The organism is Streptomyces sp. NPDC047981 (assembly GCF_040653315.1).
GTDB lineage: Bacteria > Actinomycetota > Actinomycetes > Streptomycetales > Streptomycetaceae > Streptomyces.
Map to the genome: position 1 here is coordinate 1 of NZ_JBEZNQ010000064.1, position 14,190 is coordinate 14,190.

General features: G+C 70.7%; 14 protein-coding genes. 6 read left to right on the forward strand and 8 right to left on the reverse strand.

What is annotated here, in order from left to right; translation table 11 throughout:
• Nucleotides 1-91: 91 nt before the first annotated feature.
• From AB0E14_RS29495 to AB0E14_RS29520, 6 genes are all read right to left on the reverse strand, one after another.
• Nucleotides 92-799 (reverse strand): class III extradiol dioxygenase subunit B-like domain-containing protein, encoded by a 708-nt coding sequence (locus AB0E14_RS29495; RefSeq protein ID WP_362424761.1) that lies wholly within the window; start codon nt 797-799, stop codon nt 92-94.
• Between the two features lie 10 nt (nt 800-809).
• A complete protein-coding gene (locus AB0E14_RS29500) occupies nt 810-1,178 on the reverse strand; it encodes a hypothetical protein (RefSeq protein WP_362424764.1) in 369 nt (122 codons plus the stop codon).
• 45 nt (nt 1,179-1,223) lie between these two features.
• Nucleotides 1,224-2,744 carry a tRNA (N6-isopentenyl adenosine(37)-C2)-methylthiotransferase MiaB gene (miaB, locus tag AB0E14_RS29505; protein WP_362424767.1) on the reverse strand — a complete coding sequence of 507 codons (1,521 nt, stop codon included), beginning with the start codon at nt 2,742-2,744 and terminating at the stop codon, nt 1,224-1,226.
• The gene (locus AB0E14_RS29510; RefSeq protein ID WP_362424770.1) at nt 2,741-3,475 is read right to left on the reverse strand and encodes a HisA/HisF-related TIM barrel protein; all 735 of its coding nucleotides are present in this window, start codon (nt 3,473-3,475) and stop codon (nt 2,741-2,743) included. Before AB0E14_RS29510 ends, miaB begins: the two co-directional genes overlap by 4 nt.
• Before the next feature lie 190 nt (nt 3,476-3,665).
• The gene (gene pdxA / locus AB0E14_RS29515; protein ID WP_362424773.1) at nt 3,666-4,679 is read right to left on the reverse strand and encodes a 4-hydroxythreonine-4-phosphate dehydrogenase PdxA; all 1,014 of its coding nucleotides are present in this window, start codon (nt 4,677-4,679) and stop codon (nt 3,666-3,668) included.
• Complete coding sequence (locus tag AB0E14_RS29520) at nt 4,676-5,932, reverse strand: four-carbon acid sugar kinase family protein (protein WP_362424777.1); 1,257 nt, start codon at nt 5,930-5,932, stop codon at nt 4,676-4,678. The genes pdxA and AB0E14_RS29520 overlap by 4 nt, the downstream gene beginning before the upstream one ends.
• Nucleotides 5,933-6,035: 103 nt before the next feature.
• Here AB0E14_RS29520 and AB0E14_RS29525 point away from each other — a divergent pair, with 103 nt between their 5' ends.
• Both AB0E14_RS29525 and AB0E14_RS29530 read left to right on the forward strand, forming a co-directional pair.
• Nucleotides 6,036-6,917 carry a LysR family transcriptional regulator gene (locus AB0E14_RS29525; protein WP_362424779.1) on the forward strand — a complete coding sequence of 294 codons (882 nt, stop codon included), beginning with the start codon at nt 6,036-6,038 and terminating at the stop codon, nt 6,915-6,917.
• Between the two features lie 145 nt (nt 6,918-7,062).
• On the forward strand, nt 7,063-8,061 hold the full coding sequence (locus tag AB0E14_RS29530) for a TAXI family TRAP transporter solute-binding subunit (RefSeq protein ID WP_362424867.1): 999 nt from the start codon (nt 7,063-7,065) through the stop codon (nt 8,059-8,061).
• Nucleotides 8,062-8,188: 127 nt separating this feature from the next.
• Here AB0E14_RS29530 and AB0E14_RS29535 read toward each other — a convergent pair whose 3' ends face one another.
• Entirely contained in the window at nt 8,189-9,586 is a 1,398-nt protein-coding gene (locus AB0E14_RS29535; protein WP_362424781.1) for a HAMP domain-containing sensor histidine kinase, read from the reverse strand.
• 15 nt (nt 9,587-9,601) lie between these two features.
• Nucleotides 9,602-10,306: a response regulator transcription factor gene (locus AB0E14_RS29540; protein ID WP_362424784.1), complete on the reverse strand. Its 705-nt coding sequence runs from the start codon at nt 10,304-10,306 to the stop codon at nt 9,602-9,604.
• A 304-nt stretch (nt 10,307-10,610) separates the two neighbouring features.
• On the opposite strand from AB0E14_RS29540, the gene AB0E14_RS29545 reads away from it, so the two are divergent.
• The 4 genes from AB0E14_RS29545 to AB0E14_RS29560 all read left to right on the forward strand — a co-directional run bounded on the left by AB0E14_RS29545 (nt 10,611) and on the right by AB0E14_RS29560 (nt 14,048).
• The gene (locus tag AB0E14_RS29545; protein WP_362424787.1) at nt 10,611-11,396 is read left to right on the forward strand and encodes an amino acid ABC transporter ATP-binding protein; all 786 of its coding nucleotides are present in this window, start codon (nt 10,611-10,613) and stop codon (nt 11,394-11,396) included.
• Nucleotides 11,397-11,458: 62 nt separating this feature from the next.
• Entirely contained in the window at nt 11,459-12,379 is a 921-nt protein-coding gene (locus tag AB0E14_RS29550; RefSeq protein ID WP_362424790.1) for a glutamate ABC transporter substrate-binding protein, read from the forward strand.
• A 95-nt stretch (nt 12,380-12,474) separates the two neighbouring features.
• Nucleotides 12,475-13,122 carry an amino acid ABC transporter permease gene (locus AB0E14_RS29555; protein WP_362424794.1) on the forward strand — a complete coding sequence of 216 codons (648 nt, stop codon included), beginning with the start codon at nt 12,475-12,477 and terminating at the stop codon, nt 13,120-13,122.
• Nucleotides 13,119-14,048 carry an amino acid ABC transporter permease gene (locus AB0E14_RS29560; protein ID WP_362424796.1) on the forward strand — a complete coding sequence of 310 codons (930 nt, stop codon included), beginning with the start codon at nt 13,119-13,121 and terminating at the stop codon, nt 14,046-14,048. Before AB0E14_RS29555 ends, AB0E14_RS29560 begins: the two co-directional genes overlap by 4 nt.
• Nucleotides 14,049-14,190: the final 142 nt, after the last annotated feature.

Here is a 14,190-nt window from a genome sequence, read left to right on the forward strand (position 1 = left end):
TCCCGCTGGCCCGCCGCGCGGGCTCCGCCTCTGTTTCCGGCCGCCGCGCGCCGCCTCCGCCGTTCTGCTCACGCCTGTCCCGTGGGGGTCGTCACGACCAGGTCGCCACGAAGTAGCCGACGCCGTAGGGGGCGTCCTCGTAGAGGAGCCTGCCGTCGAGGTCCGCCCCCTCCGCCGCGCCCGCGAGGACCTGCCAAGGGGCCCGGCCTGCCACCTTCAGCTCGTGCGCGAGGTCCTCGTCGAGGGCGAGCAGGGCCTCCACATCCGCCGCGCCCAGCGCCCGGGCGGCCTCCGCGTCGAAGGCGGCGGCCCGCTCGTCCAGGTAGCCGGGGGCCTTGAGCGTCCGGCAGGCACTGCCGTCGCCCATCACGAGGAGAGCCACGCGGTCGGCGGCCGCGGCCAGCTCACGGCCCGTGGAGACACATCGGTCGGCCTCCAGTGGCTGACCGATCCCGAGGCCTTCGACGGGAGCGTCGGCCCAGTCGGCGCGCTGCAGGAGCCACGCGCCGACGGCGAGCGAGGCGGGCAGCGGTCGCTCCCCGCCGGGCCCCGCACCGAGTCGTACGGACAGGTCGACACCGAAGCCCGCGAAGCCGCCGGTCGAACCGCCTGGAAACCTCCCGCTCGCCCCTTCGTCGGCGGGTCCGACGACGAAGAGCCGGTCGGGCCGGGACGCGGCGAGCAGCCCGAGGGCGTCGGCGCAGGCCGTCCGGGCCGCGTCGAGCTCACCGGCGGCTCCGGCCGCCACGTCGGGCACGAGCAAGGGAGGGCAGGGGCAGACGGCTGCGGCGACAAGCATGATCAGCAGCCTACTGCGACGGCCTCCACTCCATCGGCGGGACGCGGTCCTGCGGCTCGCCGGTCTGATCCGCCTGCGCGCCGTCGGGGTCGGCGGAGTCGTGGATCAGCTCGCCCATGCTCATCACGACGTACGTCTCCGACATCAGCCCTCTGACGATCACGACGTAGCTGTCACCGCTGGGGAGGCGGTACACCTCACGCGACTTCTCGCGCCACGGCTCGTGATAGGTCAGCGTGGCGACGCGCAGCGCTTCCTGTGCGTCCTCGCGCGTGCCGGTGATCCGCTGGACCACCTCGGTGCGGTACGTGTCACCGCCGGCCCCGCGCTGTGCGACGACGATCCACTTCCCCATGCCGGCCCCCGATTCCTCGAACATGCCCCTTGTCGGCATGTCCGAGGATGTCAGGAGTCGCCCCGGATGTCAGTGGCTTCCGCAGGCGGGAGCCGAAGCCACGGGGAGCGGGTCCGGCACACCGATCTTGGGGAGTCCGAGCAGCACGCCCGCGGGCTTCGCGGCGGCTGCGGCGGTGCGCTTCTCCCAGGCGTCGCCGGCGCGGGTGCGGCGTACCGCCGTCGTCGGGCCCTCGGCGAGCAGGTGGTGCGGCGCGGCGTAGCTGATCTCGACGGTCACCACGTCACCCGGGCGGACCTCCTGGTCCGGCTTGGTGAAGTGGACGAGCCGGTTGTCGGGGGCGCGGCCGGAGAGGCGGTGAGTGGCGCCGTCCTTGCGGCCCTCGCCCTCGGCGACCATGACCTCGAGGGTCCGGCCGACCTGCTTCTTGTTCTCCTCCCAGGAGATCTCCTCCTGCAGGGCGACAAGACGCTCGTAGCGCGCCTGCACGACCTCCTTCGGGATCTGCCCGTCCATCTCCGCGGCGGGGGTCCCGGGCCGCTTGGAGTACTGGAAGGTGAAGGCGTTGGCGAAGCGCGCCTCACGGACCGTGTGCATGGTCTGCTCGAAGTCCTCCTCGGTCTCGCCGGGGAAGCCCACGATGATGTCGGTGGAGATCGCGGCGTGCGGGATGGCGGCGCGGACCTTCTCGATGATGCCGAGGAAACGCTCCTGCCGGTACGAGCGGCGCATGGCCTTGAGGATCGTGTCCGAGCCGGACTGGAGCGGCATGTGGAGCTGCGGCATCACGTTCGGGGCCTCGGCCATCGCGGCGATGACGTCGTCCGTGAAGTCGCGGGGATGCGGGGAGGTGAAGCGGACCCGCTCCAGGCCCTCGATCTGGCCGCAGGCGCGCAGCAGCTTGGAGAAGGCCTCGCGGTCGCCCAGGTCGGAGCCGTAGGCGTTGACGTTCTGGCCGAGCAGGGTGATCTCCGAGACGCCCTCGGCGACCAGGGCCTCGATCTCGGCGAGGATGTCGCCGGGGCGGCGGTCCTCTTCCTTGCCGCGCAGCGCCGGGACGATACAGAAGGTGCAGGTGTTGTTGCAGCCGACGGAGATCGAGACCCAGGCGGCGTACGCGGACTCGCGGCGCGTGGGCAGCGTGGAGGGGAAGGCCTCCAGCGACTCGGCGATCTCGATCTGGGCCTCCTCCTGGACGCGGGCGCGCTCCAGGAGGACCGGCAGCTTGCCGATGTTGTGCGTGCCGAAGACGACGTCGACCCAGGGAGCCTTCTCGACGATGGTGTCGCGGTCCTTCTGGGCGAGGCAGCCGCCGACGGCGATCTGCATGCCCGGGCGCGTGGTCTTGCGGGGGGCGAGCCGGCCGAGGTTGCCGTAGAGCTTGTTGTCGGCGTTCTCGCGGACCGCGCAGGTGTTGAAGACGACGACGTCGGCGTCACCGTCGGAGCCCTCGGGGGCTCGGACGTAGCCGGCGTCCTCCAGCAGACCGGAGAGCCGCTCGGAGTCATGGACGTTCATCTGGCACCCGTAGGTGCGCACTTCGTAGGTTCGCTGGACGTCCACTGTCTGGCTCCGGTCGCTGCTGGTCATGGCACAAGGGTATGCGGTGCCGGGGATTGCCCGTCCCCGTGGAGCCGGGGCGACGGCGCCGGGACGCTCGCGACCGCTTCGAGGGCCGCGCCGAGCTGGGCGGCGAGGGTGCCCGCACGGGGCCGCAGGGACCCGTCGAAGGCGGCGGATCCGATGGTGAAGGCGTCGGCTCCGGCGGCCGCCACCGCCCGTATCCGCTCGGTGGAGGAGATGCCGCCGGCCACGACCAGGCTGCCTCTGGTGGCTGCTCGGGCGGCCCGGACCAGGTCGAGCGGGTCCGCGTCGGTGGCCCGGTAGGCGAGGAGGTCGACACCGGCGCAACCCGCGGCCTCGGCCCGGAGGCAGTCGTCCGAGATCCGGTCGGGGTCGCCTGCGAGGCGGGTGGGGTGGCCGAGCGGTTCACCCACGAAGGGGAGGTACGCGACGGACGTGCCCGCGACGAGCTCCAGGGTCTCGTCGATCCAGGTGCCGCCCATCAGGCGGTCGACGCCGAGGTCGACCGCGCGCCGGACGGAGGTGAGCGCCTCCTCACGAGTGGTGCTGACCACCTCGAGGTAGCTGGTGGCGCCCATGTCCTTGATCTGCCGGTGGAGCCTGTCGAGGACGGCGGGCTCGACCCCGACGTCCTTGAAGCCGATGTGGACGACGCCGAGGTCCCGGACGGTGTCGAGGACGTCGAGACAGTCCGTGACGGTCCTGTCGTCGCGGGTGAGCATGAAGATGAAATCCACGGGGTCCTCCTGGTGGGGGTGGTGGTCTTGGGGGGCGCGCGAACTGGTGGGGGCCGATGGTCTCGGGGGCGTGCGAAGGTCTGCGCGGTCTGCGAGGTCCTGCCCCAGCGGACCCGCCTGCACGGACCCGCCCTGCGGGGTCCTGCCTGTGGGGACCCGCCTACGGGGTCCTGTCGGGGGCGGGCGCGGGCTACGAGCCGGACGGCTCCGGTGCGACGGCCAGCTCATCGGCCTGCGCCAGGGCGGTGAGCAGGCTGGTGTGGTCGGCGGTGCCCTGTCCCGCCAGGTCGAAGGCCGTACCGTGGTCGACGCTCGTACGCACGAACGGCAGGCCGATCGTGATGTTGACGCCGTGCTCCAGGCCCAGGTACTTGACCGGTATGAGCCCTTGGTCGTGGTACTGGGCCACGACCGCGTCGAATTCGCCCGCGCGGGCGCGCATGAACACGGTGTCGGCGGGCCAGGGGCCGCTGGCGTCGATGCCTTCGCTGCGGGCGGCCCGCACGGCCGGTGCCACGATGTCGAGGTCCTCGCGCCCGAAGCGGCCGTTCTCCCCCGCGTGCGGGTTGACCGCGGCGACGGCGATACGGGGGCGTGGGGCGCCCGAGCGTCCCCCTGTGTGCCCGGCCCGGAGCGTCCGGTCGGTCAGCCGGATGATCTCCAGCTCGCGGGCGGTGGTGAGGGAGTCGATGGCGGTGCGCAGCGACTGGTGGATGGTGACCAGGACGACCCGGAGGTCGTCGTTGGCCATCATCATGGCGTAGTCGCTCGTGCCCGAGAGATCGGCCAGGATCTCGGTGTGGCCGGGGTAGGGCAGCCCGGCAAGACCGAGCGCCTCCTTGTTGATCGGGGCGGTGGTCAGGGCGCGGACCTCGCCGCGGAGGGCGAGCTCCACACCTCGGCGTACATACGCGAACGACGCGGCTCCGGCGCGGGCGTCCACCGTGCCGAGCGGCAGGTCCTCGGGTAGCGTGCCCTCGGCGAGGACATCGAGGATGCCGGGTTCGTGGGCCGCGTCCGCGACGGACGCGATCGGTCGCACGGTGAGTGCGGTGGCCGTGATCCGGCAGGCCCGGGCGAGCACGGCCGGATCGCCGATGACGACGACAGGAGGTCGGCGCCTCGGGTCGGCGTACGCCTTGACCGTGATCTCGGGGCCGATGCCGTTCGGGTCGCCCATGGTGAGCGCGATGGGCGGCGTCATGACGTCGGCCCACCCTCCGCGATCGGCGCATGTCCTGCGAAGGGCCCGCGCTCCGCGATCGGCAGACTCTCCGCGATCGGGCTGCCCTCCATGAGCAGCCGAAGGAGCCTGTCGAGTATTCCGTCGTCACCGAAGCCGCCCGCCTTGATCAGCACGGGGAGGTGGGGTGGGCTGACCAGCACGCCTCGGGCGACTCCCGGTTCGGGCTCGTCGACGAGGTCGATGCCGGCCGCGCCCAGGGCTTCGAGGGCGGCCACCGCGGTCTCCCCGCCGGTGAGCACCAGCCCGTCGATCAGCTCGTCCGCCACCAACTCCCTTACGAAGTGGGCGAGATCGACGGTCAGCGAGCTGGCGTCCGCGCGACGTGCGTCCGGGGTGTGCACGACGAGCACGGGCGCGGTGGTCCGGCGCAGGGTCCTCAGCCCCTCGGCCGGGGCCTCGGCGGCCTCCACCGAGGTCACGTCCGTCCGTGTGCGCAGCCGGTCCAGCTGGCGGCGTGTCGCCGGGTTCGCGCTGCCCACCACGACCAACGGCCGCCGTGCCATCGGTGGTTCGGGCGGACGGGCGGACCGGACAGGGATGTGGTGTCCGGCCAACGCTGCGGCGAGGCCCGGGGAGCCGACCCAGAGCACGTCACCGGGCAGGGGCACGGAGTCCACGAGGAGACGGAGGTCGGCGTCGGTCGCAGCCGAGCACACGAACACGCCTCCCCCGTCGATCAGTTCCGGCAACTTCCCGAACTGCTCCGGTTCCAGAACCTCCGCCTCGGGCAGCAGCCGGGTCAGGTCGGCGGTCCGGACGGGATGCACCGGGTCGCGGGCGAACTCGGTCTCGTCCACCGGCACGCCATGGACGTACTGGATCCCCCGGACGGTGGTCCTGCCCTCGGCGGGGAACGCGGGCGCGACGACGACGGCCCGTCGGCGCGAGCCGGCGTGGGCGGCACGGACCTCGGCCGCCACGTGCCCCCGAAGCGTCGAGTCGACGGTCTTGATCAGCAGGTCGGAACCGGCGAACGCCTCCGCGAACCGCCCGGCGAGAGCCACCGCCGACGCCTCGTCGAGCAGTCGGCTCCCGAGGTCCACGGCCACGACGCCGTCGAGGGCTGCCGCGCCCGGTTCGACGGCCTCGGGCAGCAGGACCTTCGCCCGGTGCCCCCCGCCACGGAAGGGCGCCGCGCCATCGCCGGCGCTCGTCAGGTCGTCCGCGAGCACGGCGATGGTCCGCACGGGATCCGCCGGGGGTTTCCGCATGTCTCGTCCTCTCGAGGTCGCCGCCACTGCCGTCAACCCTGGCGCTCGCAAAGCCGCTGGACAAGCGATTCCTTCTCACCCCACCTGTGAGTAGATTTCACGCATGCGCTGGCCCGATCTCCCCCCGCTGAACACCTTGCTCCCGTTCGAGGCGACCGTGCGGCACGCGAGCATGACCCGGGCCGCGCAGGAACTCCACGTGACCCATGGCGCCGTCAGCCGGCAGATCCAGAATCTGGAGAAGTCGCTCGGCGTCACGCTCTTCGAGCGAGGGACCCGCTCCCTGCGCCCGACCCCTCAGGCCCGTCGTCTCGCCGCCGCCGTCCGGGACGCGCTCGACCAGGTCGACACGGCCGCACGAGAGGTCTCGGGGCGTGCGATCGGGGGCCCGCTCGCGCTGTCCTGCGAGCCGACGCTCCTCATGCGCTGGCTCATCCCGCGCCTGCCGGACCTCACCACCCAGGTGCCCGGCCTCACCGTGCACCTGTCGGCGGGCGGCGGCCCCGTCGCCTTCGACCGGGACCCGGTCGATGTCGCCCTGCGCCGCGACGACTTTCCCGTACCGGCGGACGTGACCCGCTCCCCCCTCTTCCTCGAACGCATCGGTCCGGTCTGCCGGCCGGACGTGGCGGAGCGGCTCACGGCCGGGAGCGGGGTCTCTGGTGTGACGATTCTGCACACCAGCACGCGGCCTCGCGCGTGGGCGGACTGGCAGCGGATCACGCGGCGCCGCGTCGATCCCGTCGGCGAGCAGACCTTCGAGCACTTCTATCTCGCGCTGCAGGCGGCCGTGGCCGGCGTCGGCATGGCCATCGGTCCCTACGCCCTGGTCCACGACGATCTGGTGAGCGGACAGCTCGTGGCGCCCTTCGGCCTGGTCGAGGACGGCACCGGCTACCACCTGCTCAGCCTGCGGCCGCCCGAGCGGGACGAAAGGATCGCCGCCCTGCTCGGGTGGCTGCGCACCCAGGCGACCGGTCTGTGACACCCGGATCCAGGCGACCGGTCTGTGACGCCCCGGCCCGAGCCCTCCACGCGCGCGTGAACCCGACCGCCCTCCACGCGCGCGTGAAGCAGCCCACCGTCTCCCGGCCTGGCCAGGGTGGGGAGTGAGCTGGCAGGATCGCGCCATGCTCGCCTCGTACTCCCGTTCCGCCCGTCGCCGCCTTCTTCAGGCGTCGGCGGCGGTTCTGGTGGTCTGCGGACTCCTGGTCTGGTGGCTGGTTCCTTTCGGTACACCGGCGCCGAGCGGACGGGTCACGTTCAGCACGGGCGTGCCCACCGGCGTCTACCAGCGGTACGGCGAGCTGCTGCGGCAGGCCCTGGCCACCGATCTGCCGGACGTTTCGGTCCAGCTGAAGAACAGCGAGGGATCCCAGCAGAACCTCGCCCGCCTGGCCTCGGGCGAAGCGGATTTCACCGTGGCGACCGCCGACGCCGTGGCCCAGTACCAGCGCGACCTCAAGCCGGGCAACGACCGGCTGCGCGGCTGCGCCCGCCTCTACGACGACTACGTCCAGCTCGTCGTCCGCAAGGACTCGCCCGTGCGATCGGTGGCCGATCTGCGCGGGATGCGGGTCGGCGTCGGCCAGGAGGGCTCCGGTGTCCGGCTCATCGCGGACCGGGTCCTCGCGGCAGGCGGTCTCACCGCGAAATCCGACGTCGAGCCGGTCTCGGCCGGCATCGACACCATGCCGGGCCTCCTGGAGAGCGGGCGGCTGGACGCCTTCTTCTGGTCGGGCGGTCTGCCCACCCAGGCCGTCCAGGACCTCTCCGAGCGCATGCCCGTACGGCTGGTCCCGCTGGACACCGCCCTCGTGGACAAGGTCCACGACATGGGCGAGGCGACGCGTCACTACCGGTCCGCCGTCATCCCCGCGGACGCCTACGCCCTGGCTCAGGACGGGCAGCCGGTGAAGACGCTGGCCGTGGCGAACCTGCTGGTGACGACCGACTCGGCGGATACGGCGCTGGTGGAGGGTTTCACCCGTACGGTGATCAGAAGCCGGGACGGGATCGGCCGCCGGGTCCACTCGGCCCAGCTAGTCGACCTCCGCACCGCGATCTACACCGAGCCGCTGTCCCTCCACGAGGGCGCCCGCCGCTACTACCGCTCGGTGAAGCCGTAGCTCCCGACGAAGCCGTGGCGCCGGATGAAACCACTCCTCCCGACGAAGCCGTAGGCCCCTGAAGCCCGGGTCCAGGGCCCCCGGCCCTGGACCCAAGGCCCCGAGCCTGCGCCCGAAGCCAGCACCCCTACCGCCCCTGCGGCCCCGTCCTCGGCACCGTGAGCGTCACGCGCAGCCCGTGCGGCTCGTTCGGCGCGTAGGCGATCGAGCCGCCTCCCGCCGCGAGCAGGACCCGGGAGATCGACAGACCGAGCCCCGAGCCCTTGATGTTCTGGTGGCGGTTGCTGCGCCAGAAACGGTCGCCGACCCGGTCGAGCTCCTCCTCCGTGAGCCCAGGCCCCAGGTCCGCCACGACGATCGTGCAGCGCTCGCCCTCGGAGGCCACGGCGACCGTGACCTCCTCGCCCTCCGGGGTGAACTTCAGCGCGTTGTCGATCACCGCGTCCAGCGCGCTGGAGAGCGCCACCGGGTCCGCCCAGGCCGTCACCGCCCGCCGATCGCCCCGGAGCCGTACGCCCTGCTCGTCGGCGAGCGGTCGCCACGCGGCGATCCGCTCGGTCACGAGCGCGCCGATGTCGGTGAGGCGCAGGTCCGCGGCGGCGTGCTCGGCGAGCGCGAGGTCCAGCAGGTCGTCGAGGACCTGCGCGAGGCGCTTGCCCTCGGTTCTGACGGAGGCGATCTCCTCGTTGCCCTCGGGGAGTTCGAGGGCGAGCAGCTCGATGCGGAGCAGCAGCGCCGAGAGCGGGTTGCGCAACTGGTGCGAGGCGTCCGCCACGAAGGCCCGCTGCTGTTCCAGGACGTCCTCGACGTTGTCGGCCATCTCGTTGAACGAGCGGGCCAGCCGGCGCAGTTCGGGCGGTCCTCCGGCCGCGGCGACCCGGGACTTCATCCGCCCGGTGGCGATGTCGTGGGTGACCGCGTCCAGGACACGGACCGGCCGCAGCACCCAGCCGGTGAGCCGGAAGGCCGCGCCGACGGCGACCAGCATCGCCGCGAACTCCCCGGCCGCGATGATCAGCCAGCCGCTCAGGATGCGCGAGCGCAGCTGCCCGGTGGGCGAGTCGGTCACGACGACGGCGATGACGTCACCGTCCCGTACGACCGGCGAGGCGACCGTGAGCCGGGCGTCCGGCTGCCACGGCCACACCTGGGGCGGGTCGTGGCTGCGCCGCCCGAGCAGCGACTCGTTGAAGGCGCGGCGCCCCTCGCCCTCGTAGGGGACGACCCAGTCCTCGGGCGCGGCGGCCATCGCCCGGTTGTCGCGGAAGAAGACGCCCGTACGGATGCCGTAGACGTCGTGGTAGCTGGCGAGTTCACCGCGGAGCGTGGTCCGGCGCTCGTCGACGAAGGGTTCGGACTCGTTGACGAACTGGGCGAGCGCGGCGAAGCGGGCCGCGTCGTCGAGCCGGTCGACGACCACGCGCTGCTGCTCGGCCGCGGCGAGGCTGGCGGCGAGCGGGAAGCCGAGGGCGAGGAGCACCCCGGCCATCAGGACGAGGAGGAGCGGAAGGAGGCGTGTGCGCACGAAGGACCCGGACGGCTAGGCGGCAGGGGCGACCAGACGGTAACCGACACCGCGCACGGTTTCGATCAGGGCGGGCATGGCCAGCTTGGAACGGAGCGAGGCCACGTGCACCTCGAGGGTGCGTCCGGTCCCTTCCCAGTTGGTGCGCCAGACCTCGCTGATGATCTGCTCGCGGCGGAAGACCACACCGGGCCGCTGGGCGAGCAGGGCCAGCAGGTCGAACTCCTTGCGGGTGAGCGGCACGGCCGCGCCGTCGACGCTGACCCGGCGGGTGGGCAGCTCGATGACGACCGAGCCGAGCCGCAGCGCGGTGTCGTCACCGGCCGGGCCGGTCTCGTCGCCCGTGGTCGTGCGCCGGCTGACGGCGTGGATCCGGGCGAGCAGTTCCCCGGTGTCGTACGGCTTGACGACGTAGTCGTCGGCCCCGAGGTTGAGGCCGTGTATCCGGGACCGTACGTCGGAGCGCGCCGTCACCATGATCACCGGGGTGGCGGTGAGCTTACGGATCCGGCCGCAGACCTGGTAGCCGTCCTGGTCGGGCAGTCCGAGATCGAGCAGGATCACCCCGAAGGAAGGGCGCTCGCCGTGCGCGGCGGGCAGCACGGCCTGGAGGGCCTCCTCGCCGTTCCGGGCATGCGTGACCGAGAAGCCGTGCTTCGCGAGTACGGCGGACAGGGCCGCTGCCACGTGGTCGTCGTCCTCGACGAGCAGGAGTCTCATGGCCCCCTCCGGTGGCTCGGTGATCTCAGGTGTGCCATCTCCTGATGGCAATCGCCCGGCTAGGCGATCCGTATGGCTATGTGTGTACCAAGGCATGAACGCCGATGGTCGCCGTCACAGTCAAGTGTCCCCCTGTTACGCAGGGGTTTCCGTTATGGAGCCGGTACGCCACCGGGCAGGCTCTTCACGCAGCGTGTCCGGCCGAGGCCTTTTCGTTATCCTCAATTTCCGCTCAGATGTGATGACGGTCATCCTGCGGCCTGTCTAGTGTCCTCCCCAACCGAGGAGGACGGAGCTAGAGCCGATGAGCGGAGTGTCAGTGACCAAGGGCTCGGAAGACGCCATACCGGCGGCGGGCGACCTGGTCGTGCTGTCCAACGTGAACAAGCACTTCGGCGCGCTGCATGTGCTCCAGGACATCGACCTGACCATCGCCCGAGGCGAGGTCGTGGTCGTGATCGGGCCTTCGGGTTCCGGCAAGTCCACACTGTGCCGCACCATCAACCGCCTGGAGACGATCGACTCCGGCGCCATCACGATCGACAACCGGCCACTGCCCCAGGAGGGCAGGGAACTGGCCGGGCTGCGCGCCGACGTCGGCATGGTCTTCCAGTCCTTCAATCTGTTCGCGCACAAGACGGTGCTCGAGAACGTGATGCTGGGCCAGGTCAAGGTCCGCAAGACGGACAAGGCAACCGCCGAGGCCAAGGCCCGCGCACTGCTCGACCGTGTGGGTGTCGGCACCCAGGCGGACAAGTACCCGGCGCAGCTGTCCGGCGGTCAGCAGCAACGTGTCGCGATCGCGCGGGCGTTGGCGATGGACCCCAAGGTCATGCTCTTCGACGAGCCGACCTCTGCGCTCGACCCCGAGATGATCAACGAGGTTCTCGAGGTCATGCAGCAGCTGGCGCGGGACGGCATGACCATGGTCGTGGTCACCCACGAGATGGGCTTCGCACGCTCCGCCGCCAACCGCGTGGTCTTCATGGCGGACGGCAAGATCGTCGAACAGGCCACGCCGGACGAGTTCTTCAGCAACCCGCGGAGCGACCGCGCGAAGGACTTCCTTTCGAAAATCCTGCACCACTGACGGCGGTCAGCCCCATGCTTCAACCTGCCGATCAACAACCCACGAATCAAGGGATGTTCACCATGAAGCTCCGCAAGTCCGCGGCTCTGGCCGTCGCCGTACTCGCTCTGACCGCGACCGCCGCCTGTGGTGGCAAGGAGGGCTCGGCCGGCGACAAGCCCGCCGTGAAGCCCGGCGACGCGACCGCGCCGCAGCTCCCCAAGTACATCGTCGCCACCGACGTGAAGCTGGAATCGCCGAGCTTCAAGGAGGCGCAGAAGCGCGGCAAGCTGGTCATCGGCTCCAAGGCCGACCAGCCGTACCTCGGCTTCGAGGACCAGGCCACCAAGGAGCGGTCCGGCTTCGACATCGAGATCGCCAAGATGATCGCGGCGGAGCTCGGTTTCACCGAGGACAAGATCGAGTGGAAGACGGTCGACTCCAAGCTCCGTGAGACGGCGATCTCCACGGGCCAGGTCGACTACTACGTCGGTACGTACACGATCAACGACAAGCGTAAGGCGCAGGTCAGCTTCGCGGGTCCGTACTACAAGGCCGGCGCCGACCTCCTGGTCCGCAAGGACGAGACCGCGATCACCGGTCCGGAGACCCTCAAGGGCAAGAAGGTCTGCTCCATCACGGGCTCCACCCCGCTGCAGGAGATCAAGAAGCCGCAGTACGGCGCCCAGACCACCGAGCTGGCGAAGTACTCGGACTGCGTGCAGCAGCTGCTCACCAAGCAGGTCGACGCCGTCACCACCGACGACGCGATCCTCAAGGGCTACGCGGCCGCCAACAAGGGCAAGCTCAAGGTCGTCGGCAAGCCGTTCACCGAGGAGCCCTACGGCGTCGGCCTGAACAAGGACGACAAGGTCCTGCGCGACAAGATCAGCGACATCCTCGAGAAGAACATCAAGGACGGCACGTACAAGAAGATCTACGAGGCGACGCTGGGTCTGTCCGGCTCCTCGTACGTCGAGCCGCCGGCGCTCGTCCGCTACTGATCCTCTCGAAGTCGAGCGCCCCGTACGGGAGTACGCAGTACGGGGCGCCGCTCACCCTGCCCGTAAGCCGCTGATACCGCAGACGCGGAGACCTCATGAACGTACTGCTCGACCATTTCCCGGAGTTCCGCGACGGCTTCATAGGAACCGTGTCGATCACCGCCGTCAGCTCGGTCATCGCGCTGCTCCTCGGCATCGTCGTCGCCGGCTTCCGGGTCTCGCCCGTCCCGCCCCTGCGCGCCTTCGGCACCGCCTGGGTCACGCTGCTGCGCAACACCCCGCTGACGCTGCTCTTCCTCGTCTCGTTCTTCGTCGTCCCGGAGATCCTGTTCCCGGGTATGAGCCCCTTCGTTCTCGGCTCGCTCGCGCTCGGTTTCTACACCTCGGCGTTCGTCTGCGAGGCGGTCCGCTCCGGCATCAGCACGGTCCCGATCGGCCAGGCGGAGGCGGCCCGTTCGCTCGGCATGACGTTCTCGCAGACGCTGCGGATGATCGTGCTGCCGCAGGCCACCCGGACCGTACTGCCGCCGCTGAGTTCGATCTTCATCGCGCTCACCAAGAACTCGGCCATCGCGGGCGCCTTCAGCGTCACCGAACTCTTCGGCTGGCAGACACTGATGAGCGAGCAGGGCTACGCCATCGGCCCGATCTTCGCCTGGGTGGCCGCCGCGTACCTGGTCGTCACCTTCACCATCAGCGGGATCTTCCGTCTCCTTGAGCGCCGCATGGAGGTCGCCCGATGAGTGCCAGCGTTCTCTTCGACACCCCCGGCCCCAAGGCACGCGTCCGCAACCGGATCTACGCGGTCGTCGGCACCCTCGCCATCCTCGCGCTGCTCGCCGTGAGCGTGGTGCGGCTGGCCGACAAGGGTCACTTCGACCCCGCGATGTGGGACATCTTCAACTACGCGGGCATCCGGCAGAACATCGCCGACGCGCTGCTCGCCACCCTGAAGGCGTTCGGCCTCGCGGCCGTCGGCTCGCTCGTCCTCGGCGTGCTGCTCGCCGTCGCCCGGCTCTCCGACCACACGCCCGTCCGGGTGGTGGCCACCGGCTTCATCGAGATCTTCCGCTCGATCCCGCTGCTCATCACCATCTACGCCGTGTGGGTCGCCTTCCTGGTCGACTACTCGATGTGGGCGCTGGCCATCGGTCTGTCGATCTACAACGGCTGCGTCCAGGCCGAGGTACTGCGCGCCGGCGTCAACGCCGTGCCGAAGGGGCAGCGCGAGGCCGCCTACGCCCTGGGCATGAGCAAGACGCAGGTCATGACGACGGTCCTGCTGCCGCAGGCCGTCCGGGCGATGCTGCCGACGATCATCAGCCAGCTGGTGGTCACCCTGAAGGACACCTCGCTCGGCTTCGTGATCCTCTACCCCGAGCTGCTGTACTCGGCCCGGCTGATCGCCTCCAACACGCAGGTCAACGGCCAGTACCCGTACGTCTCCACGATCGTGGTCTTCGGCGCCATCTACATCGCGCTGTGCCTGGCGCTCTCCGCGCTCGCCACGTGGATCGAGAAGCGGGGCCGCCGGTCCAAGACGGGCGTCCTCGCGTCGGACACCGCGGCCAAGGAGGTCGTGCTCGCGGCCGATCCCGGGCAGGCCTTCGGCAACACGGCAGGCGGCGGGTTCGACGGCCCCGACGGGCCCGGCATCTCGAAGAACTGACAGTATGTGACATCATCCGGGGGCAGTGGCGGTCGCGCCGCTGCCCCCGTCGCTTGACGCAAGCACCCGCAATGGGTTGCATACGTTCTGTGATCACGCACCGGGCTCGCGCCACACTTCGCTGTGCTACCCGCATGACCGA

What these genes read in the sequence shown, in the direction of transcription:
- pdxA (WP_362424773.1), bottom strand. Translation starts at nt 4,679, where the DNA reads ATGACGCCGCCCATCGCGCTCACCATGGGCGACCCGAACGGCATCGGC.
- AB0E14_RS29520 (WP_362424777.1), bottom strand. Translation starts at nt 5,932, where the DNA reads ATGCGGAAACCCCCGGCGGATCCCGTGCGGACCATCGCCGTGCTCGCG.
- AB0E14_RS29545 (WP_362424787.1), top strand. Translation starts at nt 10,611, where the DNA reads ATGAGCGGAGTGTCAGTGACCAAGGGCTCGGAAGACGCCATACCGGCG.
- AB0E14_RS29525 (WP_362424779.1), top strand. Translation starts at nt 6,036, where the DNA reads ATGCGCTGGCCCGATCTCCCCCCGCTGAACACCTTGCTCCCGTTCGAG.
- AB0E14_RS29500 (WP_362424764.1), bottom strand. Translation starts at nt 1,178, where the DNA reads ATGTTCGAGGAATCGGGGGCCGGCATGGGGAAGTGGATCGTCGTCGCA.
- AB0E14_RS29560 (WP_362424796.1), top strand. Translation starts at nt 13,119, where the DNA reads ATGAGTGCCAGCGTTCTCTTCGACACCCCCGGCCCCAAGGCACGCGTC.
- AB0E14_RS29550 (WP_362424790.1), top strand. Translation starts at nt 11,459, where the DNA reads ATGAAGCTCCGCAAGTCCGCGGCTCTGGCCGTCGCCGTACTCGCTCTG.
- AB0E14_RS29555 (WP_362424794.1), top strand. Translation starts at nt 12,475, where the DNA reads ATGAACGTACTGCTCGACCATTTCCCGGAGTTCCGCGACGGCTTCATA.
- miaB (WP_362424767.1), bottom strand. Translation starts at nt 2,744, where the DNA reads ATGACCAGCAGCGACCGGAGCCAGACAGTGGACGTCCAGCGAACCTAC.
- AB0E14_RS29495 (WP_362424761.1), bottom strand. Translation starts at nt 799, where the DNA reads ATGCTTGTCGCCGCAGCCGTCTGCCCCTGCCCTCCCTTGCTCGTGCCC.
- AB0E14_RS29540 (WP_362424784.1), bottom strand. Translation starts at nt 10,306, where the DNA reads ATGAGACTCCTGCTCGTCGAGGACGACGACCACGTGGCAGCGGCCCTG.
- AB0E14_RS29530 (WP_362424867.1), top strand. Translation starts at nt 7,063, where the DNA reads ATGCTCGCCTCGTACTCCCGTTCCGCCCGTCGCCGCCTTCTTCAGGCG.